The following is a 25179-nucleotide window of genomic DNA, read 5'->3' as shown; positions in this document are numbered from 1 at the left end:
TCTCCGTCGGCCTAGCCGAAGAGCTTCTTGAGCTCGGCGTCGACCTTCTTCTCCGCGGTGGTGAGCGCGGCGTCCGGGTCGCCGTCCTTGCGGACGCTGTTGGCGAAGGCGTCGGTGAGGGCGGTGATCATCGCCTGGGTCCAGCCGATGTTGTCGAAGTGCCCGTAGGTGTTGAAGAGCTTGACGCCCTCGGCCGGCAGACCCGACTGCAGCTTGGTGGCGGACTGGGCGATGGAGGTGCGCGGCGGTATGTGGAAGCCGTACGAGGTGGCCCAGTCCTCCTGGTACTTCTTCTGGTCGATCCACAGCCACTTCACGTACTCCTTGGCCAGGTCGACGTTCTCGCCCTTGGCGTTGACGAACATCGACCAGCCGCCGTTGTAGACCGACTGCTTGCCGTTGTCCCCCACCTTGGGGAACGGGAAGATGCCGAGGTCGTCGCCGAGCGCCTGCTGCATGGCGGGCATCGCCCACATGCCGCAGAACTGGATGGCACACAGGCCCTGGTCGATCGCGGACGGGTCCCAGTAGTCGGCCGGGGCGTCCAGCAGCAGGTTGCCGCTGGTGAACAGCCGGCGCAGCTGCTTCATGCCGGCCACCACGGCGTCCGTGTGGAAGGCGGGCTTGTTGTCGGCGGTGAGGGTGTCGGCGCCGGCGGACCAGATGAGCGGGTTGATGGCGGGGGTGAGGTCGTTGCCGAGGAAGAGGCCCTTGACCTTGCTGGTGGTGAGCTTGGCCGCGGCCTCGATCAGTTCGTCCAGCGTGGTCGGCACCTCGACCTTGGCCTTCTCCAGCATCGACTTGCGGTAGAAGAAGAACTGCGGGTCGTCGATCATCCGGACGCCGTAGATCTTCCCGTCGACCGTGTGGGACTTGATGTCCGCCGGGTTGAAGTCGTCCTTGACCGGGTCGATGATGTCGCTCAGGTCGGCCACCTGCCCGCTCTTGACCATCTGGATCTGCGGGTGGAACTCGAAGACGTCGGGCGCCTGCTTGGTGAGCAGGGCCGCGAAGAGCTTGGCCTCGAAGTTGCTTCCCGTGATCCAGTTGGTGGTCACGTCGGCCTTGGTGTACGCCTTCGCGTAGCGCTTGATGGCCTGCTCGGTCCCCGCCTCGCCGTAGGCGTGGAAGTACTGGACCAGCTGCTTGCCCGACCCCGACCCCCCGCCCCGCCCGTTGTTGCTGCCGCACGCGGCCAGCGTGCCGGCGGCGGCCATGCCCGCGGCCGCCCGGAAGAGAGACCGGCGGGACCAGTTGTTGTTGCTGAGTGCCGACATGCTGACGTCCTTGTCTGTCGAGTGCGGCTGCGGCTCTACGGCCGTGGGGAACCTCGGAAGCCAGATGGCTGAAATTGCGCTGCGGTGCGGGACGTTAACCTTCGGCTAATGCTTCGGCAAGAGGTTGGACGAAGTCGGCGTGAAACGTTGTACCCGGTTCGGTATCACGAACGGACCGGCACGCAGGGCGAGTTGAGGGCCGCCGGGTCAGGGGGTGGCCGACGGCCCTCGGTCCCTGCGGTGGGCCGCGGTTGCCGCCTGGTCCAGGCCTCGTTGGTGCCGCTGTTGCAGCTGTAGAGGATCACCTTGGTGCCGTCGGAGGTGGCCGTCAGCCCCGAACTCGAAGTTGGCAGGTGGCGATGGCGGCCCCGGAGGCGCCGACGCCGGCCACTTGCCCGACTGCCTGCCCGCCAGGGCCCCGGTCACGGCCGGTACGGCCGCGGTCGTGGCGAGGGCCGGTCTCCTCCTGATCGTGCTGCGGGTCAAAACGGCATCCCTTCCGTCGTCATGAAGGTGGTGCGGCACGGATCCTTGGGGGGGTGGTGCGTCTGGGGGTCCGCTGTCCCACCGACTGCAGGGCGCCCTCCAGTGCGAAGGTGGCCGCGCCCAGGCAGACCGGGTCGGTGGGGACGGGGGAGAGGACGATCTCGGTGGCGGCGAACGGCCGTCTGAGCGCGTGCCGCCGGACGGCCTCGCGCACTTCGTCGAGCAGCGGTGTGCCCAGCCTCCTGGCGACCCAGCTGCTCAGCACGACCACCTCGGGGTTGAACAGGTTCACCAGGTCCGAGATGCCCGCGCCCAGGTAACGGGCCGTGTCGCGGACGACCTTGACGGCCACCGGATCACCCGTGGCGACCCCGCGGGCCAGGGCGTCGATGGTCGCCGTCTGGTCCTCGGGGTGCAACAGCGAGCTGCGCGGGCTGAGTTCACGCAGGTTGAGCATGATGCCGGGAGCGCCGACGTACGTCTCGACACAGCCGTGGTTGCCGCAGTGGCAGAGCCGCCCGTCGAGTACGAGTGTCGTGTGCCCCCACTCCCCGGCGCTGTTGCTCACCCCCCGGTACAGGCCGCCGGCCAGCACCAGTCCGGCCCCCACCCCGGTCCCGAGGTTCACCACCACGGCGTCCTTGTGTCCGCGCGCGGCCCCGAACCACAGCTCGGCCACCGCGCTCGCCCGCAGCGGGTTGTCCAGGTACAGCGGGTAGGCGATGTGTTCGGACAGCAGGTCGAGCAACGGCACGTCGTGCCAGTCCCAGTTGGGCGCGTACTCGGCGATCCCGGTGTCCCGGTCGACCTGGCCCGGCACGCTCACCCCGACGCCCAGCACCCGCGCGCCCTCGACCCCGGCCTGTGCCACCACCGAGCCGACGGCCGTGGCGACATGGCCGACCACCTGCTCGGGCCGGTGCTCGCCCGGGCGCATGTCCTCCACCGCGCGGGCCAGCACGTTCAGCCCCAGGCCGAACAGCTCGACCCGGACGTATGTCTCCGCCATGTCGACGCCGATCAGTGCGCCGCCCGCCGCGTTGACGGCCACCAGACCCCGGGGACGGCCCCCCGCGGAGTCCTCGAAACCGACCTCCGTGATCATCCGGAGGTCGAGCAGCTCACCGACGAGCGTGGCGACCGTGGCGACGCTCAGTCCGGTGGCGGTGGCCAGGGTCTGCCGGGAGGTGGGGGACTGGGCGATGATCTGGCGCAGCACCTCGTAGCGGTTCGCGGTGCGGATGTCACGGGATGTGCGCTTCACGCGGCTGCCCCTCCCATCGCGTCACGACCGGGCCGGGCGTACGACGGCACCGGCGAGGCGCAAGGCTATGGGCTTCACCGGACTTTCGACAAGGGGTTACGAAAGGGCCCGTAGAAACAGGGCCGCAGACGTGGGCGCTGCTGAGGCCGTTCCGACGGGGGCCCAACACATCGAAACGGCCCGCCAGTTGCCACTGACGGGCCGTCACGAGTTCGCCTACGGCCTCTTGTTCCACTCCGCGATCACGGGCCACCCGTGCTCCGTGGACAACCGGCTGACCGTCCCGGTCGCCAGCTGGAACAGCCGGCCCTCGGCGGGCGGCAGCCCCAGGCGGCGGGCGGTGAGCACGCGCAGGAAGTGGGCGTGGGCCACGAGGACCACATCGCCGTCGTCGCCCGCGAGGGCGGTGTCCACCTTGGCGAGCACCCGGTCGGCCCGGGCCCCGATCTCCTCCGGCGACTCGCCGGGGTGGCCCTCCGGGCCCTGAGGCACGCCGTCGGTCCACAGGTACCAGTCGGGGCGCGAGCGGTGGATCTCCACCGTGGTGATGCCCTCGTAGCCGCCGTAGTCCCATTCGTGCAGGTCGGGGTCGGGTACGACCCCGGCGAGACCGGCCAGTTCCGCCGTGCGTATCGCGCGGTTCAGCGGGCTGGCCAGTACCAGTGCGTAGGTCCGGTCGGTGAGCAGCGGGGCGAGGGACTTGGCCTGTTCCTCGCCGTGCTGGGTGAGGGGCAGGTCGGTCCAGCTGGTGTGCCGGCCCGACAGGCTCCACTCCGTCTCACCGTGGCGGACCAGAAGGAGGTTCCCCACCGGTCACTCCTTCGCGGACTCGACCGCGTGGCCGCCGAACTGGTTGCGCAGCGCCGCGACCATCTTCATCTGCGGGGAGTCGTCCTGGCGGGACGCGAACCGCGCGAACAGGGAGGCGGTGATCGCCGGGAGCGGCACCGCGTTGTCGATGGCCGCCTCGACGGTCCAGCGGCCCTCGCCGGAGTCCTCCGCGTAGCCGCGCAGTTTGTCCAGGTGCTGGTCCTCGTCCAGGGCGCTGACCGCGAGGTCGAGCAGCCAGGAGCGGATGACGGTGCCCTCCTGCCAGGAGCGGAAGACCTCGCGGACGTTGTCCACCGACTTGACCTTCTCCAGAAGCTCCCAGCCCTCGGCGTACGCCTGCATCATGGCGTACTCGATGCCGTTGTGGACCATCTTGGAGAAGTGCCCGGCGCCGACCCGGCCCGCGTGGACATAGCCGTACGGGCCCTCCGGCTTGAGCGCATCGAAGATCGGCTTCAGCCGCTCGACGTGCTCCTTGTCGCCGCCGACCATCAGGGCGTAGCCGTTCTGCAGGCCCCACACCCCGCCGGAGACACCGGCGTCGACGAAGCCGATGCCCTTGATGCCCAGCTCGGCGGCGTGCTTCTCGTCGTCCGTCCAGCGGGAGTTGCCGCCGTCGACCACCGTGTCGCCGTCGGACAGCAGGTCCTTGAGTTCGTCGACGACGGACTGGGTGGCGGTGCCGGCCGGAACCATCACCCAGACCGTGCGCGGGGCGTCGAGCTTCCCGACCAGTTCCTCAAGGCTCTTGACGTCGGAGACGTCGGGGTTGCGGTCGTAGCCGATGACGGTGTGGCCCGCGCGGCGGAGTCGCTCGCGCATGTTGCCGCCCATCTTGCCGAGACCGATAAGACCGAGCTGCATGTCAGTTCACTTCCTAAGCGTGCGGTACGTGGAGACGAGTGCGGTGGTGGACGGGTCGAGGCCGGGCACGTCAGCGCCCTCGGTGAGCGCGGGTTCGATGCGCTTGGCGAGGACCTTGCCCAGCTCCACGCCCCACTGGTCGAAGGAGTCGATGTTCCAGACGGCGCCCTGGACGAACACCTTGTGCTCGTACAGCGCGATCAGCTGGCCGAGTACGGAGGGGGTCAGCTCACGGGCCAGGATCGTCGTGGTCGGGTGGTTGCCCTTGAAGGTGCGGTGCGCGACCTGCTCCTCCGCGACGCCCTCCGCCCGGACCTCCTCGGCCGTCTTGCCGAAGGCCAGCGCCTGGGTCTGGGCGAAGAAGTTCGCCATCAACAGGTCGTGCTGCGCCTGAAGTTCACCGCTCAGCTCGGCGACCGGCTCGGCGAAGCCGATGAAGTCCGCCGGGATCAGCTTCGTGCCCTGGTGGATCAACTGGTAGTAGGCGTGCTGCCCGTTGGTGCCCGGCGTGCCCCACACCACGGGACCCGTCTGCCAGTCCACCGGCTCGCCCTCCCGGTCCACCGACTTGCCGTTGGACTCCATGTCCAGCTGCTGCAGGTAGGCGGTGAACTTGGAGAGATAGTGGGAGTACGGCAGCACCGCGTGCGACTGGGCGTCGAAGAAGTTGCCGTACCAGATCCCCAGCAGACCGAGCAGCAGAGGTGCGTTGGCCTCGGCGGGCGCGGTGCGGAAGTGCTCGTCGACCAGGTGGAAGCCGTCGAGCATCTCGCGGAAGCGGTCCGGGCCGATGGCGATCATCAGGGAGAGGCCGATGGCGGAGTCGAAGGAGTAGCGGCCGCCGACCCAGTCCCAGAACTCGAACATGTTGTCCGGGTCGATACCGAAGTCCGTCACCTTCTCGGCGTTCGTGGACAGGGCCACGAAGTGCTTGGCCACCGCCTTGTCGTCGCCGTCCAGGCCGTCCAGCAGCCACTTGCGCGCCGAGGTCGCGTTGGTGATCGTCTCGATCGTGGTGAACGTCTTCGAGGCGACGATGAACAGGGTCTCCGCCGGGTCCAGGTCCCGGGTCGCCTCGTGCAGGTCCGCGCCGTCCACGTTGGAGACGAAACGGAACGTCAACTCCCGTGCCGTGAAGGCCCGCAGGGCCTCGTAGGCCATCGCCGGGCCCAGGTCGGAGCCGCCGATGCCGATGTTGACGACGTTCCTGATGCGCTTGCCGGTGTGGCCGGTCCACTCGCCGGAGCGGACCCGCTCGGCGAAGTCGCTCATCTTGTCGAGTACGGCGTGCACGGCCGGTACGGCGTTCTCGCCGTCGACCTCGATCACCGCGTCGCGCGGAGCGCGCAGCGCCGTGTGCAGGACCGCCCGCCGCTCGGTGACGTTGATCTTCTCGCCGCGGAACATCGCGTCCCGCAGCCCGAACACGTCGGTGGCGGTGGCCAGTTCCTGGAGCAGGGCGAGGGTCTCGTCCGTGATCAGGTGCTTGCTGTAGTCGATGTGCAGGTCACCGACGCGTACGACGTACCGCTCGGCGCGTGCCGGGTCGGCCGCGAACAGCTCACGCAGGACCGGCTGTCCCTGGGCGCGGTGGTCCTCCAGGGCGGTCCACTCGGGCCGCCGGGTGAGCCGGGGGGTGTCAGACATCGGAAGCGGTCTCCTTGGTGCCCTCGCCCCGCAGGGCGATGGCGTACATCTCGTCGGCGTCGAGGCGGCGCAGTTCCTCGGCGATCAGTTCGGAGGTGGGGCGGACCTTCAGGGCGAGGGTGCGCGGCGGCTGGCCCGGCAGGGTCAGGGTGGCCAGCGGGCCCTCGGGGCGGTCGATGACGATCTCGCCGCCCGCGGTGCCGAGCCGGACGGCCGTGACGAACGGGCCGGGGGAGACCACACGGTCCACCGTGACACCCAGCCGGGCCTCCAGCCAGCGGGCGAGGAGCTCGGCGCTGGGGTTGTCCGCCTCGGCCTCGACGGCCGCCGAGGCCACGGTGACCCGGGCCTGGTCGAGGGCGGCGGCCAGCATGGAGCGCCACAGGGTGAGCCTCGTCCAGGCGAGGTCGGTGTCGCCGGGCGCGTAGTTGCGGGCGCGGGTCTCCAGGACCTGCAGCGGCCGGTCGACGGCGTACAGGTCGGTGATCCGGCGCTGGGCGAGGGCGCCGAGCGGGTCCTTGGACGGGGTGTCGGGGGCCTCCACCGGCCACCACACGACGACCGGGGCGTCCGGCAGCAGCAGCGGCAGTACGACCGAGTCGGCGTGGTCGGAGACATCACCGTACGTCCGCAGCACGACCGTCTCGCCGGTGCCGGCCTCTGAGCCGACCCGGACCTCCGCGTCCAGACGGGAGGCGGTGCGGTCGCGCAGGGTGCGCACATGCCGCTTGATGACGACCAGGGTGCGCGAGGGGTGCTCGTGCGAGGCCTCCTCGGCGGCCTTGATCGAGTCGTAGGCGTTCTCCTCGTCCGTGACGATCACCATCGTCAGGACCATGCCCACCGCAGGGGTTCCGATGGCGCGGCGACCCTGCACCAGCGCCTTGTTGATCTTGCTTGCCGTGGTGTCGGTCAGGTCGATCTTCATGGCCTGCGCCAGCTCCGTCCGTCTCGTGCGAGCATCTCGTCGGCTTCCTTCGGTCCCCAGGTGCCCGACTCGTACTGCGCGGGCCTGCCATGCTTCGCCCAGTACGTCTCGATCGGGTCGAGGATCTTCCAGGACTCTTCCACTTCCTGGTGACGGGGGAACAAATTGGCGTCACCGAGCAGCACGTCCAGGATGAGCCGCTCGTACGCCTCGGGGCTGGACTCCGTGAACGACTCGCCGTAGGCGAAGTCCATCGTCACGTCCCGGATCTCCATGGACGTGCCCGGCACCTTGGAGCCGAACCGGACGGTCATGCCCTCGTCGGGCTGGACGCGGAAGACGATCGCGTTCGCGCCGAGTTCCTCGGTGGCCGTGGAGTCGAAGGGGGAGTGCGGGGCCCGCTGGAAGACGACGGCGATCTCGGTGACACGGCGGCCGAGCCGCTTGCCGGTGCGCAGGTAGAAGGGGACGCCCGCCCAGCGGCGGTTGTCGATCTCCACCTTGATCGCGGCGTAGGTGTCGGTCTTCGACCTGGGGTCGATGCCCTCCTCCTGGAGGTAGCCGATCACCTTCTCACCGCCCTGCCAGCCCTCGGCGTACTGGGCGCGCACGGTGTGCTTGCCCAGGTCCTCCGGCAGCCGCACCGACTTCAGGACCTTCAGCTTCTCGGTGAGCAGCGCGTCCACGTCGAACGCGATCGGCTCCTCCATGGCGGTCAGCGCCATCAGCTGGAGCAGATGGTTCTGGATGACGTCACGGGCCGACCCGATGCCGTCGTAGTACCCCGCCCGGCCGCCGATGCCGATGTCCTCGGCCATGGTGATCTGCACGTGGTCGACGTACGAGCGGTTCCAGATCGGCTCGTACATCTGGTTGGCGAAGCGCAGCGCCAGGATGTTCTGGACGGTCTCCTTGCCCAGGTAGTGGTCGATCCGGAAGACCTGTTCCGGTTCGAACACCTCGTGCACGACCTTGTTGAGGTCCTGGGCCGACTTCAGGTCGTGGCCGAACGGCTTCTCGATGACCGCCCGCCGCCAGGACCCGGCCGGCGGGGTGGCCAGGCCGACCTTCTTCAGCTGCTGCACGACCTTCGGGAAGAACTTCGGCGGCACCGAGAGGTAGAAGGCGAAGTTGCCGCCGGTGCCCCGGGAGCCGTCCAGCTCGTCGACGGCGTCCTTGAGCTGCTTGAACGCGGTGTCGTCGTCGAAGTCGCCGGGGATGAAGCGCATGCCCTCGGCGAGCTGCTGCCACACCTCCTCACGGAACGGGGTCCGCGAGTGCTCGCGCACCGCGTCGTGGACGACCTCGGCGAAGTCCTGGTCCTCCCAGTCCCGGCGGGCGAAACCGACGAGCGAGAAGCCCGGCGGCAGCAGACCGCGGTTGGCCAGGTCGTAGATGGCCGGCATCAGCTTCTTGCGGGACAGGTCTCCGGTCACCCCGAAGATGACCAGGCCCGACGGCCCGGCGACCCTCGGCAGCCGCCGGTCGCGCTCGTCCCGCAACGGGTTCTTCCACTCGGCGGCGGGCACCACCGGCACCCGCACTTCCTTGGCGGTCTCGCTCATTACGCGTCAACTCCCTTGCTGTTCAAGGACTTCGTGACGGCGTCCAGCAGCTCCTGCCAGGCCACCTCGAACTTGGCGACGCCCTCGTCCTCCAGCTTGCCCACGACCTCGTCGTAGGAGATACCGAGCCGCTCGACGGCCGCCAGGTCGGCGCGGGCCTGGGCGTAGCCGCCGGTCACCGTGTCACCGCGGACGTCGCCGTGGTCGGCGGTCGCGTTGAGCGTCGCCTCCGGCATGGTGTTGACGGTGCCGGGCGCGACCAGCTCGTCGACGTAGAGGGTGTCCTTGTACGACGGGTCCTTCACGCCGGTGGAGGCCCACAGCGGGCGCTGCTTGTTGGCCCTGGCACCGCCGAGCGCGGTCCAGCGGTCCGACGGCTGTGTCGGATTGTCGGCAGAGCCGAACACCTCCTCGTAGGCCTCGTAGGCGAGCCGCGCGTTGGCCAGCGCCGCCCGGCCCTTGAGCGCCAGCGCCTCGTCGGTGCCGAGGACCGTCAGCCGCTTGTCGATCTCGGCGTCGACGCGGGAGACGAAGAAGGAGGCCACGGAGTGGATCGTGGAGAGGTCCAGGCCCTTGGCGGCGGCCCGCTCCAGGCCGGCCAGGTAGGCGGCCATGACCTCGCGATAGCGCTCCAGCGAGAAGATCAGCGTGACGTTGACGCTGATGCCCTCGGCGATGACCTCGGTGATCGCCGGGAGACCGGCCTTGGTCGCCGGGATCTTGATCATGACGTTGGGGCGGTCGACCAGCCAGGCCAGCTGCTTGGCCTCGGCGACGGTCGCGGCCGTGTCGTGGGCGAGACGGGGGTCGACCTCGATGGACACCCGGCCGTCCACACCATGCGACGAGGTGTGGACGGACCGCAGGATGTCGGCGGCCGCCCGCACATCGGCGGTCGTCATCATGCGCACCGCTTCGTCGACGGTGACACCCCGTACGGCCAGGTCGGCCAGCTGCTCCTCGTACCCCTCACCCGAGCCGATGGCGGCCTGGAAGATCGAGGGGTTGGTGGTGACGCCGACGACGTTCCTCGTCGCGACGAGCTCGGCCAGGTTGCCGGTGCTGATCCGCTTGCGCGACAGGTCGTCCAGCCAGATCGAGACGCCCTCGTCGGACAGGTTCTTCAGTGCTCCCGCGGTGGCGGTTGCTTCGGTCACAGTGATCATCTTCCTCTACCGGAACTCTTCTGGCGCTTCTGGTGCTTCTGTTGGTGCTTCTGGCGGGCGGATCAGGCGGTTCGGGCGGCGGCGCGGGACTCGCGGGCCGTGGCGGCCACGTTCTCGGCGGTGAAGCCGAACTCGGCGAACAGGGTCTTGGCGTCGGCGGAGGCACCGAAGTGCTCCAGGGAGACGATCCGTCCGGCGTCGCCGACGAAGCGGTACCAGGTCAGGCCGATCCCGGCCTCGACGGCGACCCGCGCCCTCACGGCCGGCGGCAGGACGCTCTCGCGGTACTCGCGCGGCTGCTCCTCGAACCACTCCACGGACGGCATCGACACCACTCGGGTGCCGAGCCCCTCGGCCTCCAGGAGGTCGCGCGCCTCGACGGCGAGGTGCACCTCGGAACCGGTGGCGATGACGATCACCTCGGGGGTCTCGGTGGACGACTCGCGCAGCACATAGCCGCCCCTGGCCGCGTCCGGGTTCGGCGCGTACGTCGGCACGCCCTGGCGGGTCAGCGCGAGCCCGTGCGGGGCCGGGTGCGTGGCGTGCCTCTTCAGGATCTCGGCCCAGGCCGTCGCGGTCTCGTTGGCGTCGGCCGGGCGGACGACGTTCAGGCCCGGGATGGCCCGCAGCGAGGCGAGGTGCTCGACCGGCTGGTGGGTGGGGCCGTCCTCGCCGAGACCGATGGAGTCATGCGTCCAGACGTAGGTCACCGGGAGCTGCATGAGCGCGGCCATACGGACGGCGTTGCGCATGTAGTCGGAGAACACCAGGAAGGTGCCGCCGTAGATCCGGGTGTTGCCGTGCAGCGCGATGCCGTTCATCTCGGCGGCCATCGAGAACTCGCGGATGCCGAAGTGGACGGTACGGCCGTACGGGTCGGCCTCGGGCAGCGGGTTGCCCTTCGGCAGGAAGGAGGACGTCTTGTCGATGGTGGTGTTGTTCGAGCCCGCGAGGTCGGCGGAGCCGCCCCACAGCTCGGGCAGCACCGGGCCGAGCGCCTGGAGGACCTTGCCGGAGGCGGCCCGGGTGGCGACGGACTTGCCTTCCTCGAAGACGGGGATCTCGGACTCCCAGCCGTCGGGGAGCTGGCCAGCGACGACCCGGTCGAAGAGCTGGGCGTGCTCCGGCCGGGCGGTACGCCACTCGGCGATGCGCTTGTCCCAGGCTGCATGGGCCTCGGCGCCCCGGTCGAGCGCCCGGCGGGTGTGGGCCAGCACATCGGCGTCGACCTGGAAGGACTGGTCGGGGTCGAAGCCGAGGACGCGCTTGGTGGCGGCGACCTCGTCCACGCCGAGCGCGGAGCCGTGGGAGGCCTCGGTGTTCCGGGCGTTCGGCGCGGGCCAGGCGATGATCGTGCGCATCGCGATGATCGACGGCCGCTCGGTCTCGGCCTGGGCGGCCTTCAGGGCGGTGTACAGGGCAGGGACGTCGACGTCGCCCTCGGCGGTGGGTTCGATGCGCTGGGTGTGCCAGCCGTAGGCCTCGTATCGCTTGAGGACGTCCTCGGAGAACGCGGTCGCGGTGTCGCCCTCGATGGAGATGTGGTTGTCGTCGTAGAGGAAGACCAGGTTGCCGAGCTTCTGGTGGCCGGCCATCGAGGAGGCCTCGGCGGAGACGCCCTCCTCCAGGTCGCCGTCGGAGACGATCGCCCAGACGGTGTGGTCGAAGGGGGAGCTGCCCTCGGGGGCCTCCGGGTCGAAGAGGCCGCGCTCGTAGCGGGCGGCCATCGCCATGCCCACCGCGTTGGCGACGCCCTGGCCGAGCGGGCCCGTGGTGGTCTCGACGCCGGCGGTGTGGCCGAACTCGGGGTGGCCGGGGGTCTTGGAGCCGTGCGTCCGGAAGGCCTTGAGATCGTTCAGCTCGACCTCGTAGCCGGCGAGGAACAGCTGGGTGTAGAGGGTCAGCGAGGTGTGGCCGGGGGAGAGGACGAAACGGTCCCGGCCGGTCCACTCCGGGTCGGCCGGGTTGTGCCGCATCACCTTCTGAAAGATCGTGTACGCGGCCGGGGCCAGGCTCATCGCGGTGCCGGGATGCCCGTTGCCGACCTGCTGCACGGCGTCGGCCGCGAGGAGGCGCGCGGTGTCCACGGCACGCCGGTCGAGGTCGGTCCACTCGAAGCCGTCTGATGTCTGCGTGCTCATCTTCAAGAAGTCCTCGTTAGAAGCGTTCTGGCTGGCCTGACGCGTTCAAAACTAAAAGTCTGACTTTTGGGAAGGAAGGTCGGAGTGTGTCAGCCTGTGGTGAAAGTGGGACACGGATCTTCGACAGGGACGGCACGAGAAGGACATGGCGGACAGAACGCCCGAAGGTGCAGGCGACGGTGACGGAATCAGAACCTTCCCCTTCCCGGTGGATCTGAGCGTCGGCGGTGTTGGCATACAGGTCGGCCCGATGGGGACCGAGCGCATGTGGCACGCCGACGCCCCCCTGGAACGCGTCCACCGCATCGAATTCCACGTGGTCATGCTCTTCACCGAGGGCCCGGTCCGCCACATGATCGACTTCGCCGAGTACGAGGCACGGGCCGGTGACCTGCTGTGGATCCGGCCCGGGCAGGTGCACCGTTTCTCGCGGAGCTGCGAGTACCGCGGAAGCGTCCTGACCATGCAGCCCGGCTTCCTGCCGAGGGCGATCGTGGAGGCGACCGGCCTCTACCGCTACGACCTGCCGCCCCTGCTCCGCCCGGACGCGCCGCAGCTCACCGCGTTGCAGGCGTCGCTCGCGAACCTGCAACGCGAGTACGAGGACACCGCGACCCTCCCCCTGAGCCTGCACACCTCGGTCCTACGGCACTCGCTCACGGCGCTCCTGCTGCGGCTCGCGCATCTCGCGGCCAGCTCGGCGGAGGCGGCCCGCCGCCAGGCCGATACGACATTCACCCTTTTCAGGGATGCGGTGGAACAGGACTTCGCCACCAACCACAGTGTCAGCGCCTACGCCGACGCCCTCGGTTACTCCCGCCGCACCCTGGTCCGCGCGGTGCGTGCCGCGACCGGGGAGACCCCGAAGGGCTTCATCGACAAGCGGGTCGTCCTGGAGGCCAAACGCCTGCTTGCCCACACCGACCTCCCGATCGGCCGGGTGGGCGTGGCGATCGGCTTCCCGGACGCGGCGAACTTCTCCAAGTTCTTCCATCTGCACACGGGTCAGACACCCGTGGCGTTCCGGGCGGAGCTGCGCTGAACCGGCCCGGAAATTCGCGAGCGACGGGGCCGGCGCCCCCTCTGTCGTGAACCGCTGCCGTCCGCGCGGGACGGCCGGAGGGGAGAGCCGACGCAGTGTCGGACGTGTACGAGGCTCTGCTGGACGCCGAGTTGAACAAGGCGTTCGACGTGTGGTCCGGCTGTCTCGACGCCCGGACGGGCGAGGACCCAGAGGCCAGAGCCCAACTGCGCTCCCTGCTGGACAACGCCCGCGCACTCGCCGCCGAGGGTGATCGGGCCGCCGCCCGCGCCTGGCCGGCGGACATGGACGACACGGCCCGGCCGGCCTTCCCTGGGCTCCGCCGCCGCCCCGTCCCTGCGAGGCGGACCGGCAGGCGCGCGACTACGTCAAGGACGCGACGCCGTCGCTCCCCTTGTATCTGCGGGACCGCCTCGATCACGTCTAGGTCTCGCCGGCGGTCACCGGCTACCGTCTCCGCGACGCCGTCGGCCTCGACGCGGCCACCCGCGAGGACATCCGCTATGTCACCGCCCGCGCCTGGATGGCCCTCGACCTCGCCCATGTCACCGCGGCACAACGCGAACTGGAGCGCCTGAAGGCCATCGCGCGGCGCTGCGGTGTGGGGCGCTGAGCGGCGGACGTGCCGCCCGCGGACACGGGGATGCCCCGCGAGGCGACCCCCGCGAGACATCCCCGGCGGCCGGGTCAGTGCCCGAAGTCGAACCAGTTCACGTTCACGAAGTCCGCCGGCTGGCCGCTGCTGAAGGTCAGATAGACGTCGTGGGTGCCCGTCACCGCGCTGATGTTGGCCGGGACCGTCTTCCAGGTCTGCCAGCCGCCGGTGTTGCCCACGGCGAAGCTGCCGACAGGGGAGTTGGACGGACTGTCCAGCCGCACCTGGACCAGGCCGCTCACCCCGGAGGCCGCGCCGCTCGCCACCCTCGCGTTGAACTGGGTTGCCGCGGTGGAGCCGAAGTTGACGCCCTTGTACAGTGCCCAGTCGCCGTTGGCGATGTAGCCGAGGTCCTGGCCGCCGCCGGTGTCGGTGGTGGTCTCCGCGGTGACGCCGGACTGGCTGTCGTACGACTCGGCCTGGATCGCGCTGTAGGCGTCCCGGTTGCCGGGCGGCGGGGTGGTGGTACCGCTCCCACTGGACTGCAGGACCTGCACGTAGTCCACGACCATCGGGTGGCCGGACTCGGTGGCGCTGGTAGGGCCGCCGCCGAACGCGGCCGGGAAGCCGCCGCCCATGGCCACGTTCAGGATGACGAAGAAGCCGTGGTTCGTGGCGTTCGCCCAGGTGGTGGCGTCCACCTGACTGGCCGTCACCGTCTGATAGTTGACACCGTCCACGTAGAAGCGGATCGCCTCGGGGCTCACCGAGCGGTCCCACTCCATCGTGTAGGTGTGGAAGCCGGACTGGCAGGTGGTGTTGGGGCAGGCGGTGGAGTTGCCGAGGCCCGTGGTCTCGTTGCAGGGGCCACCCGGGTTGGTGCCGCAGTGCATGGTCGCCCAGACCTTGTTCAGGCCCTGGACGTTCTCCATGATGTCCAGCTCGCCGACGCCCGGCCAGTTCTGGTAGTTGCCCCGGTAGGGCGCGCCCAGCATCCAGAACGCTGGCCAGTAGCCGAGGGCGGCGTTGCCCGTGACGTTCGGCATCTGGATCCGGGCCTCGACGCGCAGCTTGCCGCCGGCCGGGGGCTGGAAGTCGGTGCGGGTGGTCTCGATCCGGCCCGACGTCCAGTTGCCGGACGCGTCACGGACCGGGGTGATCTTCAGGTTGCCGCTGCCGTCGAGGGCGACGTTGGTGGTGCTGGAGGTCATCGTCTCGACCTCGCCGGTGCCCCAGTTGGCGGCGCCGCCCGGGTACGAGGTCCCGGTGTCGTACTGCCAGTTGGAGGTGTTGACGCCGGTGCCGGCGGTGCCGTTGAAGTCGTCGAGGAAGACCTGGCTCCAGCCGGACGGCACACCGGGCGCGGAGGCGCTGGCGGGGAGGGTGGCGGTCGTGGCGGCGGCGGCCGCCAGACCGATCGTGGCGAGTACGGCGACGAGGGCACGGCGGAAGGAGCGCCGCCGTCTGTGATCCGCAGGGGGTATACCGGAGGTTTCGCTCATGGGGTGCCTCTCGGGTACGGAGTGGGGGTGCGCGGGATGCCTTTGGGAGCGCCGGGAAACATGGCTGAGAGCGCTCTCAAAGTGGGCCCAATGTGCTCTCCGTGCCTGCGGTCGTCAAGAGTTAAAACAAAGAATCTCCTAGTTTCTCAACGGAGTTCAGGCGGTGAAGGCGCCGTCGCGTCAGACCGCGCTGCCGGCCTTCCAGTCCGACCAGGACAGGTTCCAGCCGTTGAGGCCGTTGGAGGCCTCGACGGTCTTCTCGCCGGAGTTCCTGACGATCACCACATCGCCGAGCATCGAACTCTCGTAGAACTTGTAGCCGGCGACCGAGGGGTCGTTCGCGCCCTTGGTGTCGTGCAGGCCGACACAGCCATGGCTGGTGTTCTGGCTGCCGAACACCGAGGTGGAGGCCCAGTAGTTGCCGTGCACGAAGGTGCCGGAGGTGGTCAGGCGCTGGGCGTGCGGGACGTCGGAGATGTCGTACTCGTCGCCGAGGCCGACCGTGGAGGACTCCATCCGGGTCTGCTTGAACCGCTCGCTGATCACCATGATCCCGGACCAGGTGGTGTGGTCTGAGTCGCCGCCGGAGACCGGGTAGCCGGCGTAGGTGGCGCCGTCGCGCTTGACGACCATCTGCTTCGTCGACAGGTCGACCGTGGAGATCTGCTCCCGGCCGATGTGGAAGGTGACGTCCTTCGACTGGGTACCGTAGACACCGTCGGTTCCCTCGACGTCCTTCAGCCGCAGACTGAGGGTGATCTCGGTGCCGGCCGCCCAGTACGTCTGCGGCCGGAAGTCGAGCCGGGTGTCGCTGAACCAGTGCCCGACGATCTCGACCTCCGGCTCGGCCGTCACCGTGATCGCCTTCTGGACCGCCGCCCGGTCCGCGACCGCGTGCGTGAAGTTGATCGACACCGGCATGCCGACACCGGACGTGGAGTCCGCCTCGGGCGTGAAGTAGCCGATGAAGGTCTCACCGGGCGACTTCGTGGTGAAGGTGGCCACCGTCTCGTCGGTCGCGCCCTGCGCCTTCGCCGTCACCGTGTACTTCGTGCCGGAGTACGGGTTCTTCGCCGACGTCCATTTCGTCTTCGTGTCGTTGAAGGCGCCCGGCAGCACCGAGCCGTCGTTGCCCGCGACGGTCACGGAGGCCAGCGTGCCGTCGGTCACCGTGACCTCGACCGGGCTGGTGAAGTCGGCCTTCTTCGTGCCGGGGACCGGCGTGACCGTGATCGTGGCCTTCTTGGTCGCGGACTTGACCGGGGCCGTCGCACCCTTGCCGTCCGTGGCGGCCGAGGCGTCCGCAGATGAACTGCATCCGGCCAGCGCGGCCCCCGTCGGCACCGCGCCGAGAGCGGCGAGGACTCCGCGCCGGGACCACCTCTGCGACAGCCGACCGGACCCGTTCGATATGTGCTGGACGCCCACGACACGCCTTCCTGACTTGTCCACCTGTGTCAGGGCATCCTGCGCCGGTTGTATGGGTGGTTCCTTTGAATCGCGGGGGTGATCCCTGAGATTCCAATGAGGAGCACCGGGCGTCGCCTTGCGGAGCCGGAGCGAGTCGACCGGAACCCCGGTTGTCCCCGCCTCCGTTCGTGAACAGAGTATGAACGCCCGACCGGCGGCCTGAGTTTCCGGTGAGATCCCCCTCCCGGGATGGCTTCCCCACCTACCCGATCGGAACAGTAGAGAACCAGCACGCCGACCCCCGCCGGAGGTATTCCGTGACCGACGTCCGCAAGCGGCAGAGCGTGGCCATCGTGGGAGCAGGAGCGGCGGGCAGCCTCACCGCCGTTCAGCTCTGCGAGACGGCGCACCGCCGCCGGACCCCTGTCGACCTCGTCCTGATCGACCCGGCCCCGGAGGCGGGCCGGGGCACCGCCTACGCCACCCGCGACCCCCGGCACCGCCTCAACGTGCCCGCGGGCAACATGAGCGCCTACCCGGACGACCCCGGGCACTTCCTCCGCTGGCTGTGCCGGCACGGCGAACCCACCGTCACCGGCGCCGACTTCGCCACCCGCTACCGCTACGGCGCCTACCTCGCCGACACCCTCGGCCAGGCCCTCGTCCGCGCCCACGGCACGGTCGCGGTCCGCCGCCTGCGCACCCGCGCGGAGTCCTGTACCGGCACCCCCGACGGCCGGGTGGAACTCCGCCTCGCCGACGGGGGACTCCAGGTGGCGGACAGCGCGGTCCTGGCCACCGGTCCCGCCGGGGCCACCGCCGGCTGGGCGCCGGCCGCCCTGCGCGCATCGGGCCGCTTCGTCGGCACCCCGTGGGCGCCGGGCGCCCTGGACCCCGTACGGGACAGCCCAGAGGACGTCCTGCTGGTCGGTACAGGTCTGACCGCCGTCGACCTCGCCCTCACCCTCGACCGCCCCGGCCGCACCGTGCACGCCCTCTCCCGCAGCGGACTGCTCCCCCAGTCCCATGCACTCGGCCCGGCCGGCCCCATGCCCGCCCCGGAGGGCCTCGACGACACCTCGCTCGGCCGGCTGCGCCGCGCGGTCTACCGCCATGTGAGCCACTCCGTGCGCACCCACGGCGACTGGCGCCCCGGCCTGGACAGCCTCCGCCCGCACACCGCACGGCTGTGGCGCAGCCTCACTCCCGAGGAGCGCGAGGAGTTCCTGGCCCGCGAGGGCGCCCTGTGGAACACCCACCGCCACCGGATGGCCCCCGCCACCGCCGAACACGTCTCCCGCGCCCGCACCGCCCGGCGGCTGCACGTCCACACCGGAACGGTCGCCCGCGTCACCGACGGCGAACCCGGCTCCCTCGCCGTCGAGTTGTCCAACGGCCGTGTTGTGCACGTCGGTTGGGTGGTCGACTGCACCGGACCGGGCCGCCGTCTCGACACGCCTCTGTGGCAGGCCCTGTTCACCGCCGGTCTCGCCGTTCCCGGCCCGCTGGGCATGGGCGTCGCCACCCGCGACGGACGGCTCCTCGACGCCCGAGGCCGCACCGCAGGGCCCCTGTTCACCCTCGGTGCCCCGCGCCGGGGCGAGCTGTGGGAGACCACGGCGATCCCCGAGATCCGCGTCCAGGCCGCCGAGTTGGCCCAGCGGCTGCTGCCGCTCCCGGAGCGCCGGCGGGGCTCGCGGCGGCCGGTGGACGGCCACGGGCTGCCCCTGTCCACCCACGCCGAGGCGGCCACCTCCTACCGCAGCGGCCTCGACCGGGTCCTCAAGGTGCGCTCCGGCGCCGAGGACGCCTTCACCCGCGCGGTCGCCCTCGACCCCGGCTTCGCCGTCGGCCACGCGGCCCTCGCCCTGCTGGGCCACGAGTGCGCCGCCTCCGTCGACGTGCCGCGCGCCCTCGCCGACGCCCAGCGCAGCGCCCGCGAACGCGCGGACGAACGCGAGCGGTCCTTCGTGGACGTGGTCACGCGCCGGGTGACCGGTGACGACGGGGACGAGGCGCTCGTACGGCATCTGCGCGAGCACCCGTCGGACGCGCTGGCGCTCGCGGCGGCCGTGCCGACCATCGCGTTCTCCGGGGTGAGTGATCTGCAGCACGACGACGCCCTGCGCCTGCTCGACCTGACCTCACCCGCCTACGACGGGCACTGGTTCCACACCTCGCTGCTGGCCTTCCTGCGCCAGGAGCAGGGCCGGCTGCACGAGGCGGGGGAGCTGGCCCACCGCGCGCTGGCCACCGAGCCGGCCTCCGGGCACGCGGTGCACGCGCTGGCCCATGTCCACTACGAGTCCGGGGTGCACGAGGCGGGCCGGGACTGGCTCGACGGCTGGGTGTCCGGGCGCGGGCGGGGCGCGGTGCACCGGGCGCACTTCTCCTGGCACATCGCCCTGCACGAACTCGCCCTCGACGACCCGGCCGCCGTCCGCAGGCGGTGGTTCGCGCAGCTCGCGCCGGGCCGGGTGGTGAGCGGGGTACGGGCCCTGGTGGACTCGGGGTCGCTGCTGTGGCGGGCCCGGGTGAGCGACAGCTGGCAAGGAGATCTCCCTGTCGCGGGGGTCCTGGAGGCGGTGGAACGCGACGTACTGGAGCGTCCGCAGACCGCGTTCACCGCCCTGCACGCGGCCGTCGCCCTCACCGCCGCCGGGGATCTGGCCGCGCTGCGCCGGCTGCGCGATCACGCCGCAGGCGCCGACGAGGTGCAGCGCGAGATAGTCGCCCCGCTGTGCGAGGCGTTCGCGGCGCTTGTCGAGGAGCGCTTCCACGAGGCGGCCCGGGGGCTCGACGCGCTGCTGCCGGTGCTGCGCCGGGTCGGCGGCAGCGCGGCGCAGCGGGAGGTGGTGGAGGAGACCCTCCTGTACGCCCTCGTGTCGGACGGCCGTTGCGAGGCGGCACGGCAACTGCTCGACGCCCGCCTCGACCGTACCCACGCCCCGCGTGACCGACGGTTGCGTGCGGGGCTGCCCTCCTGAGGGGTCAGGGGGTTCCGGTGGACCGGGCCGGCCGGAAGCGGCGGCGCTTCCGCCCGACCCGGGCGTACCACTTCCCCCTCAGAGTTCCGCACCCTGTGTTTCCTGGAGCCGGGCGGCGATCGTCTGGGGACCGTCGACGGGCTCCGGCGTCTTCTGCGGCCTGTCGGCGAGCTTGAGCCATACCACTCCGACGATGATGACGCCCAGCCACAGTGCTTGGACCGGGGTGAGAGTCTCGTCGAAGAAGACGGGACTCAGCAGCGCCGCACCGGCCGACCCGATCCCGGCCCAGACGGCATAGCCGATACCGACGTCGATGGTGCGGAGCGCGACGCTCAGTGCCCAGAGCGTCAGAAGGAAGAACACGACGGCGACCAGTGACCACGTCAGCCGGGTGAAGCCGTGGCTTCCACCGACGGAGAGCGCGTAGCCGACTTCGAACACTCCGGCAAGGAGAAGCATGAGCCAGGAGTTGGCTGGGGAACGGCCGGTGTCGGACATGAAGGGAGTCCTTTCGTGATGATGGTTCGAGCGACGGCGGGAACCCTCAGGCGGCACCGCTGAGCTGCAGGCCGACGACCCCGGTGATGATGACGGCGATGCCGAGTGCCTTGCGCCAGTCCAGACGCTGGCCGAAGAGCGCCGCGCCGAGAACGGTGATGCCGACACCGGCGACGGACGTCCAGATGGCGTAGCCGACACCGACGTTGAAGGTCAGCAGAGCCCTGCTGAGGAAGTAGGTCCCGATCGCGCCGCTGAGCAGGGTCACGATGGTCCACCGGCGGTTCTTGAAGCCCTCGGCCTTGCCGGCCGCGATGGCCACGGTGATCTCGAAGATGTCCGCGATGGCGAGGTAGAGCCACTGCATGGGCTTTCCTTTCGTTCGATGGAGGCCGGCGTTGCGGGGCCGGCCCGCCTCGGGTTCGCCGTACGGCGTGAACGGTGGGGGCACGACCAGGCGCCGGGACGTCAGGTGGTTGCGCTGCCGGGGCAGCCGACGGCTCCGCGCCGGGTCAGCAGCCGTCGATGCCGCAGGCGGCACCCCGGGCCACAGCCTGTTCGGCCTGGGTGTCGAGCACGGCCTTGCGGATCTGGGCCGCGGCGGGGACACCCTCGATCCGGTGGCGCCCGCCGATGACGAGCGTGGGAACGACGGAGACCCGGTACGCCGCGGCGGTCCGCAGCGCCTCCTGGTGGGCCTCGGTGTAGGTCCCGGCGTTCAGCGCCGCGGCGAAACCGCTTTCGTCCAGGCCCAGTTCGGACGCGATGGCGGTGAGGACGTCCAGTTGACCGATGTCCCGGTTCTCCTGGAAGAAGGCCCGCAGCACCCGCGGGGTGTACGCCGCACCCTTGCCGTGCTCTGCCGCGTACTGGTAGCCCTCGAACGCCAGCCGGGTGTAGGGCTGCGGTGAGACGGTGGGCAGGGTGATGTCCACGTTCATCCGGCGGGCCATCGGATAGACCGAGCGCGCCCAGACGGCCGGCAGGTATTCGTCCTCCGGCCGCAGCGTCGGGGTCGGGTGAGGCCGCAGCTCGAACGGCATCCACTCGATCTCGACGTCGAGATCGTGGGTGGCCTCGTGCAGCGGGCTCTCGGCCAGCATGCAGAACGGACAGACATAGTCCGACCAGACCTTGATGCCGACCTTGCTGGTTTTGGTCCCGGTCACATCCGCCTCCGGTTGAGGGCGAGGAATTCTTCGAACGGCTGCGTCCCCTCGGGGATCCGCAGCGAGGTGACCTTGATCTGCCAGGCCGTCGGGTCCTCGGCGAAGATCGAGTACGACCCCGAGTAGTCGAAGCCGTACCGTGCGGCCGTCGTGCGGTCGGCCACGTGGACGATGTGGCCGACCCTGAAGTACAGCGAAGCCATGTAGCACAGGGCGCAGGGCTCGCCGGAGGCGATCAGCGTGGCCCCGGCGGTGGCGTGCAGCCCGTACTTCGCGGCAGCCTCGCGCAGCGCGACCACCTCCGCGTGTGCGGTGGGGTCGTTGTCCTCGCGTACCCGGTTGAAGCCGGTGCCGAGGATCTGTCCGTCGTTGACCACCACGCCGGAGAACGGGATGCCGCCCTCGGCGACGTGCTCGCGGCTGATCCGTACCGCCTCACGGGCGTACTCGGCCAGCTCGCTCTCTGAGATCTCGGAAGGGGACATCGTCGCTCCTCGACTCAGATGTGGGCTGAATACTTGTTTGTACGTGCATGTTATTTGACTTGGCAAGATCCGCTGGGAGGGTTGGGCGGAGGACTAAAGCTTGCATGAACATGTATCTTGTTGTCAACGTGCCGCCTGAGAGGGAGCTGCCCAGTGACGACCACGATCTCCTTTACGTCGGCCGCCTCGTCCGACCAGGCCATGTGGGGAAGGGTCCTCGCCCTGCACGCGCATGTGGAGCGCCAGCTCACCCAGGCCCTGCAGCGCAGGCACGGAATAGGGCTCTCCGAATTCCGGGCCCTGGAGTGTCTCGTACAGGCCGAGGACGGCGAGCTGCGCATGCAGGAACTCGCCGACAAGGTCGGGCTCGGGCAGAGCTCGGTGACGCGGCTGGTGGGCCGGCTCTTCGCGGCCGGCTTCGCCTTCCGGGACCTGTGTCCCGACGACAAGCGCGGTGTCTACGCGGTCATCACCGACGACGGCAGGCGCCGCTACGCCGATGCGCGCGGCACGTACTCCGAGGTCCTCAGTGCGGCATTGAACACCGCCGGTGCCGATCCGGAGCTCGCCGGTACGGTCCAGGCGCTGCGCAGCGCCCGCTGAGCGAGGCCGTCGCCCCTTCCGGCTCCGCCCGGAGAAGAACGCCTGTCGAAAGCCGTCCTCCGGGACGGCTTTCGACGTTTACCCGCTCAGCACGGCATGTTGGGTGAACTCGCGGTTCCGCATGACGCGCCCTTCCTTAAGCGCTGCGACACCTTGATGAAAGGCGTTTCAACGACCCGAAACACATAGTTCATCAAGCAAACTCGACGCTCTTATCCGCCCGCTCGCCGGTGATGTGCATCACTGATGACGGGACCATTTACATGCTTGACTCTGCATGCATCGCATGTACGGTTAGTCGCGGATCGCTCACGGGGGAGTGATGCGGGGCCGGCCGAGCTGATGGCCGCCGGGCTCCGCGAGTTCTTTGGCGCGACTCAGGCGCCGTCACCCCTTGGGCATGTCGCTTTCGCATAGACAGGCGCACAAGTTGGGGGAAACTGTGCCATCACCACACTTTTTTGATGCGCTCGCCGCGCACGCCCGGCGCCGGCCCGATCAGGTGGCCCTGATCCGGGGCGAGCGGCAGGTGACTTACCGCCGACTGGTCGGCCTTGCCGAGGAGCTGGCCGGCACCCTGGACGGTCTCGGGCTCGATCGGCGGCAGCCGCTGTGTGTGCCCGCGCACAAGACGCCCGAGACGATCGCCCTGCTCATCGGCGCCTTCCGGGCCGGCTACGCGGCTCTGGCGCCCTCGCCCGAACTGGGCTCCGCCGCCCGTACGGCGCTCGCCGCGCAGGCCCGGTGCTCCCGGACGCTGACCGTCGACGACCAGGGGGTGCTCGACATCGCCCCGGTCGTGCCGGACGAGCAGGCCGCCCGGGACTTCGACACCGCGGACCCCGCCGCCGCGCCCCTGCTGCTGACCACCTCCGGCTCCACCGGTACGCCGAAGATCGTGCCCGTCCCGGGCGACGGCTTCGACCGGTTCGCCGACTGGGCGACCGGCCGGTTCCGCCTCACCGAGCAGGACACCCTGCTCAGTTACGCACCCCTGAACTTCGACCTCTCCCTGCTCGACGTGTGGACCGCGCTGCGGCTGGGTGCCCGAGCCGTCCTCGTGGAGCAGGAGTTCAGCGCCGACGCGCGTCGTCTGCAGGACCTGATCACCCGGCACGAGGTCACCTTCGTCCAGGGTGTGCCGATGCTGCACCGGCTGCTCGCCCAGGACGGTGCCGTGCATCCGACGGTCCGCACCGTCATCTTCACCGGGGACGCACTGCCGAAGGCACTGCTGCGGCAGCTCGGCACGACCTTCCCGGGCGCCGCCTTCCACAACGTCTTCGGGTGCACCGAGACCAACGACAGTTTCCTGTACGACGCCGACCCCGAGGACGCCGGTGACCAGACCCCCATCGGCCGGCCGCTGCCCGGGGTGCGGGCTCTGCTGCTTGACGGTGAGGGACGGGTCCTCGACGGTCCCGGCACCGGTGAACTTCTCGTGACCACACCGTTCCAGACCTCCGGCTACCTGCAACGCTCCCGCAACGAAGGGGTGTTCGTGGCCGCCCCCGACAGCGGCGACGAGGTCTTCTACCGCACCGGCGACCTCGTCACCCGGGACGCCGACGGCCTGCACTGGCTGCAGGGGCGCACCGACTTCCAGGTCAAGGTCCGCGGGGTGCGGACCAATGTGCAGGAGGTCGAGAACGTCCTGGCAGCTCACCCCGAGGTCGCCGAGGCCGCCGTCGTGGCGATCCCCGACCCGGAGGCCGGCTACCGGCTGCACGCCCAGGTGACCCGGCGGCCCGGCACCTCGCTCTCCTCGCTGAGGCTGCGCTCGCACAGCGCCGAGCGCCTGCCCCGCCACGCCATCCCGTCCTCCGTGCACGTGGGCGACGCTCCGCTGCCACGCACGTCCACCGGAAAACCGGACCGCAACCTCATCAAGGCAGCACGACAGAAGGGAAATCCCGCATGACCTCCCTGGCGGACGAGATTCGCGGCTATGTGGTCGCCGAGTTCCTCGACGGAGAGGACTCGGCCGACCTGACCGCCGAGTTCGACCTCATCGACAACGGCGTGGTCGACAGCCTGGGCGTGGTCCGGATCGTCTCGTACCTCTCCCGGACCTATTCGATCCCGGTCGACGACATTCCACTGACCCCGGACAACTTCCGCAGCATCGGCGCCATTTCGGCGTTCGTCGAGACCGCGACGAAGACCGCCGCCTGAGCCGGCTTCCGGAATTCCGCAGAAGACCCGACGAAGCAGCTGCAGAAGAACCGGAGCGCTTCCAAAAGATCCCTCCGGAAGAACCCCTCACACACAAGGAGACAGCAATGATCGTCCGCAGCACCAGCGAGCTCGTCCCCATCGAGTGGGGCAACGGCACCAGTCACCGCCTGCTCACCGAGGCCGACGGCATGGGCTTCACGGTGTGCGAGACCCTGGTCCGCAAGGGGACCACGAGCGCCCTGCAGTACCGCCGCCATCTGGAGGCCTGCTACTGCACGGGCGGCTCCGGCGAGGTCGTCGCGGCGTCCGGCGAACGCTACAAGATCACGGAGGGCACGATATATGCCCTCAACGAGAACGACGCGCACTATCTCGTGGCCTCCGACTACGAGGACCTGAGGCTGATCTCCGTGTTCAGCCCGGCCCTGCGCGGCGACGAGAAGCACACCCTGTCTCCCGACGGCTTCTCCCAGTACTGAGTTCCGCGATCCGGGGCCCGCCCCGCCGGCAGCGGCGCGGGCCCCGGCCCCGACCAGCG

General features: G+C 69.9%; 21 protein-coding genes. 6 read left to right on the top strand and 15 right to left on the bottom strand.

Going from position 1 to position 25179, the window contains the following annotated elements:
- Positions 1-11 precede the first annotated feature (11 nt).
- The 9 genes from ABTY98_RS18620 to tkt form a co-directional block, all read right to left on the bottom strand.
- Positions 12-1277, bottom strand: a complete 1266-nt coding sequence (locus tag ABTY98_RS18620; RefSeq protein ID WP_352221993.1) for an ABC transporter substrate-binding protein — start codon at positions 1275-1277, stop codon at positions 12-14.
- 505 nt (positions 1278-1782) lie between these two features.
- Entirely contained in the window at positions 1783-3027 is a 1245-nt protein-coding gene (locus tag ABTY98_RS18615) for an ROK family protein (protein ID WP_352221992.1), read from the bottom strand.
- A 216-nt stretch (positions 3028-3243) separates the two neighbouring features.
- Positions 3244-3837, bottom strand: a complete 594-nt coding sequence (locus ABTY98_RS18610; RefSeq protein ID WP_352221991.1) for a histidine phosphatase family protein — start codon at positions 3835-3837, stop codon at positions 3244-3246.
- 3 nt (positions 3838-3840) lie between these two features.
- On the bottom strand, positions 3841-4722 hold the full coding sequence (gene gnd / locus ABTY98_RS18605) for a phosphogluconate dehydrogenase (NAD(+)-dependent, decarboxylating) (RefSeq protein ID WP_352221990.1): 882 nt from the start codon (positions 4720-4722) through the stop codon (positions 3841-3843).
- A gap of 6 nt (positions 4723-4728) precedes the next feature.
- Positions 4729-6369: a glucose-6-phosphate isomerase gene (gene pgi / locus ABTY98_RS18600; protein ID WP_352221989.1), complete on the bottom strand. Its 1641-nt coding sequence runs from the start codon at positions 6367-6369 to the stop codon at positions 4729-4731.
- Positions 6362-7297 carry a glucose-6-phosphate dehydrogenase assembly protein OpcA gene (gene opcA / locus ABTY98_RS18595; protein ID WP_352221988.1) on the bottom strand — a complete coding sequence of 312 codons (936 nt, stop codon included), beginning with the start codon at positions 7295-7297 and terminating at the stop codon, positions 6362-6364. The genes pgi and opcA overlap by 8 nt, the downstream gene beginning before the upstream one ends.
- The gene (zwf, locus tag ABTY98_RS18590; RefSeq protein ID WP_352221987.1) at positions 7294-8862 is read right to left on the bottom strand and encodes a glucose-6-phosphate dehydrogenase; all 1569 of its coding nucleotides are present in this window, start codon (positions 8860-8862) and stop codon (positions 7294-7296) included. Before zwf ends, opcA begins: the two co-directional genes overlap by 4 nt.
- Positions 8862-10028 carry a transaldolase gene (gene tal, locus ABTY98_RS18585; protein WP_352221986.1) on the bottom strand — a complete coding sequence of 389 codons (1167 nt, stop codon included), beginning with the start codon at positions 10026-10028 and terminating at the stop codon, positions 8862-8864. Before tal ends, zwf begins: the two co-directional genes overlap by 1 nt.
- Positions 10029-10090: 62 nt before the next feature.
- Positions 10091-12169, bottom strand: a complete 2079-nt coding sequence (tkt, locus tag ABTY98_RS18580; protein ID WP_352221985.1) for a transketolase — start codon at positions 12167-12169, stop codon at positions 10091-10093.
- 145 nt (positions 12170-12314) lie between these two features.
- On the opposite strand from tkt, the gene ABTY98_RS18575 reads away from it, so the two are divergent.
- Entirely contained in the window at positions 12315-13211 is an 897-nt protein-coding gene (locus ABTY98_RS18575; RefSeq protein ID WP_352221984.1) for a helix-turn-helix domain-containing protein, read from the top strand.
- Positions 13212-13898: 687 nt separating this feature from the next.
- Here the strand turns inward: ABTY98_RS18575 and ABTY98_RS18570 are convergent.
- The gene (locus ABTY98_RS18570; RefSeq protein ID WP_352221983.1) at positions 13899-15308 is read right to left on the bottom strand and encodes a glycoside hydrolase family 16 protein; all 1410 of its coding nucleotides are present in this window, start codon (positions 15306-15308) and stop codon (positions 13899-13901) included.
- 180 nt (positions 15309-15488) lie between these two features.
- Positions 15489-16736: a L,D-transpeptidase gene (locus ABTY98_RS18565; RefSeq protein ID WP_352222063.1), complete on the bottom strand. Its 1248-nt coding sequence runs from the start codon at positions 16734-16736 to the stop codon at positions 15489-15491.
- A gap of 299 nt (positions 16737-17035) precedes the next feature.
- Here ABTY98_RS18565 and ABTY98_RS18560 point away from each other — a divergent pair, with 299 nt between their 5' ends.
- Positions 17036-19705 carry an FAD/NAD(P)-binding protein gene (locus ABTY98_RS18560; protein ID WP_352221982.1) on the top strand — a complete coding sequence of 890 codons (2670 nt, stop codon included), beginning with the start codon at positions 17036-17038 and terminating at the stop codon, positions 19703-19705.
- Positions 19706-19783: 78 nt separating this feature from the next.
- Here the strand turns inward: ABTY98_RS18560 and ABTY98_RS18555 are convergent, their stop codons facing one another.
- The 4 genes from ABTY98_RS18555 to ABTY98_RS18540 all read right to left on the bottom strand — a co-directional run bounded on the left by ABTY98_RS18555 (position 19784) and on the right by ABTY98_RS18540 (position 21860).
- Entirely contained in the window at positions 19784-20206 is a 423-nt protein-coding gene (locus ABTY98_RS18555; RefSeq protein ID WP_352221981.1) for a DMT family transporter, read from the bottom strand.
- Positions 20207-20252: 46 nt separating this feature from the next.
- A complete protein-coding gene (locus ABTY98_RS18550) occupies positions 20253-20573 on the bottom strand; it encodes a DMT family transporter (protein WP_352221980.1) in 321 nt (106 codons plus the stop codon).
- A 145-nt stretch (positions 20574-20718) separates the two neighbouring features.
- The gene (locus ABTY98_RS18545) at positions 20719-21375 is read right to left on the bottom strand and encodes a DsbA family oxidoreductase (RefSeq protein WP_352221979.1); all 657 of its coding nucleotides are present in this window, start codon (positions 21373-21375) and stop codon (positions 20719-20721) included.
- Complete coding sequence (locus tag ABTY98_RS18540) at positions 21372-21860, bottom strand: nucleoside deaminase (protein WP_352221978.1); 489 nt, start codon at positions 21858-21860, stop codon at positions 21372-21374. The genes ABTY98_RS18545 and ABTY98_RS18540 overlap by 4 nt, the downstream gene beginning before the upstream one ends.
- Before the next feature lie 201 nt (positions 21861-22061).
- On the opposite strand from ABTY98_RS18540, the gene ABTY98_RS18535 reads away from it, so the two are divergent.
- The 4 genes from ABTY98_RS18535 to ABTY98_RS18520 all read left to right on the top strand — a co-directional run bounded on the left by ABTY98_RS18535 (position 22062) and on the right by ABTY98_RS18520 (position 25120).
- Positions 22062-22463, top strand: coding sequence for a MarR family winged helix-turn-helix transcriptional regulator (locus ABTY98_RS18535; protein ID WP_352222062.1), 402 nt, complete (start codon positions 22062-22064; stop codon positions 22461-22463).
- A 400-nt stretch (positions 22464-22863) separates the two neighbouring features.
- Complete coding sequence (locus ABTY98_RS18530) at positions 22864-24384, top strand: AMP-binding protein (protein WP_352221977.1); 1521 nt, start codon at positions 22864-22866, stop codon at positions 24382-24384.
- Positions 24381-24638: an acyl carrier protein gene (locus tag ABTY98_RS18525; RefSeq protein ID WP_352221976.1), complete on the top strand. Its 258-nt coding sequence runs from the start codon at positions 24381-24383 to the stop codon at positions 24636-24638. Before ABTY98_RS18530 ends, ABTY98_RS18525 begins: the two co-directional genes overlap by 4 nt.
- A gap of 107 nt (positions 24639-24745) precedes the next feature.
- The gene (locus tag ABTY98_RS18520; RefSeq protein WP_352221975.1) at positions 24746-25120 is read left to right on the top strand and encodes an ectoine synthase; all 375 of its coding nucleotides are present in this window, start codon (positions 24746-24748) and stop codon (positions 25118-25120) included.
- Positions 25121-25179 lie beyond the last annotated feature (59 nt).

Source organism: Streptomyces sp. NPDC096040 (assembly GCF_040303265.1).
In the GTDB taxonomy this organism is placed as follows: domain Bacteria; phylum Actinomycetota; class Actinomycetes; order Streptomycetales; family Streptomycetaceae; genus Streptomyces.
Note: the sequence above shows the minus strand (reverse complement) of the source record. Positions and strands in the feature narration are given on the sequence as shown.

Bases quoted from the DNA above. Each gene is read 5' to 3' on its own strand.
- opcA (WP_352221988.1), bottom strand. From the start codon at position 7,297: ATGAAGATCGACCTGACCGACACCACGGCAAGCAAGATCAACAAGGCG.
- tal (WP_352221986.1), bottom strand. From the start codon at position 10,028: ATGATCACTGTGACCGAAGCAACCGCCACCGCGGGAGCACTGAAGAAC.
- ABTY98_RS18535 (WP_352222062.1), top strand. From the start codon at position 22,062: ATGTGGGGAAGGGTCCTCGCCCTGCACGCGCATGTGGAGCGCCAGCTC.
- ABTY98_RS18555 (WP_352221981.1), bottom strand. From the start codon at position 20,206: ATGTCCGACACCGGCCGTTCCCCAGCCAACTCCTGGCTCATGCTTCTC.
- ABTY98_RS18570 (WP_352221983.1), bottom strand. From the start codon at position 15,308: ATGAGCGAAACCTCCGGTATACCCCCTGCGGATCACAGACGGCGGCGC.
- ABTY98_RS18525 (WP_352221976.1), top strand. From the start codon at position 24,381: ATGACCTCCCTGGCGGACGAGATTCGCGGCTATGTGGTCGCCGAGTTC.
- ABTY98_RS18550 (WP_352221980.1), bottom strand. From the start codon at position 20,573: ATGCAGTGGCTCTACCTCGCCATCGCGGACATCTTCGAGATCACCGTG.
- gnd (WP_352221990.1), bottom strand. From the start codon at position 4,722: ATGCAGCTCGGTCTTATCGGTCTCGGCAAGATGGGCGGCAACATGCGC.
- ABTY98_RS18520 (WP_352221975.1), top strand. From the start codon at position 24,746: ATGATCGTCCGCAGCACCAGCGAGCTCGTCCCCATCGAGTGGGGCAAC.
- pgi (WP_352221989.1), bottom strand. From the start codon at position 6,369: ATGTCTGACACCCCCCGGCTCACCCGGCGGCCCGAGTGGACCGCCCTG.
- ABTY98_RS18620 (WP_352221993.1), bottom strand. From the start codon at position 1,277: ATGTCGGCACTCAGCAACAACAACTGGTCCCGCCGGTCTCTCTTCCGG.
- ABTY98_RS18530 (WP_352221977.1), top strand. From the start codon at position 22,864: ATGTCGCTTTCGCATAGACAGGCGCACAAGTTGGGGGAAACTGTGCCA.
- ABTY98_RS18575 (WP_352221984.1), top strand. From the start codon at position 12,315: ATGGCGGACAGAACGCCCGAAGGTGCAGGCGACGGTGACGGAATCAGA.
- ABTY98_RS18540 (WP_352221978.1), bottom strand. From the start codon at position 21,860: ATGTCCCCTTCCGAGATCTCAGAGAGCGAGCTGGCCGAGTACGCCCGT.
- tkt (WP_352221985.1), bottom strand. From the start codon at position 12,169: ATGAGCACGCAGACATCAGACGGCTTCGAGTGGACCGACCTCGACCGG.
- zwf (WP_352221987.1), bottom strand. From the start codon at position 8,862: ATGAGCGAGACCGCCAAGGAAGTGCGGGTGCCGGTGGTGCCCGCCGCC.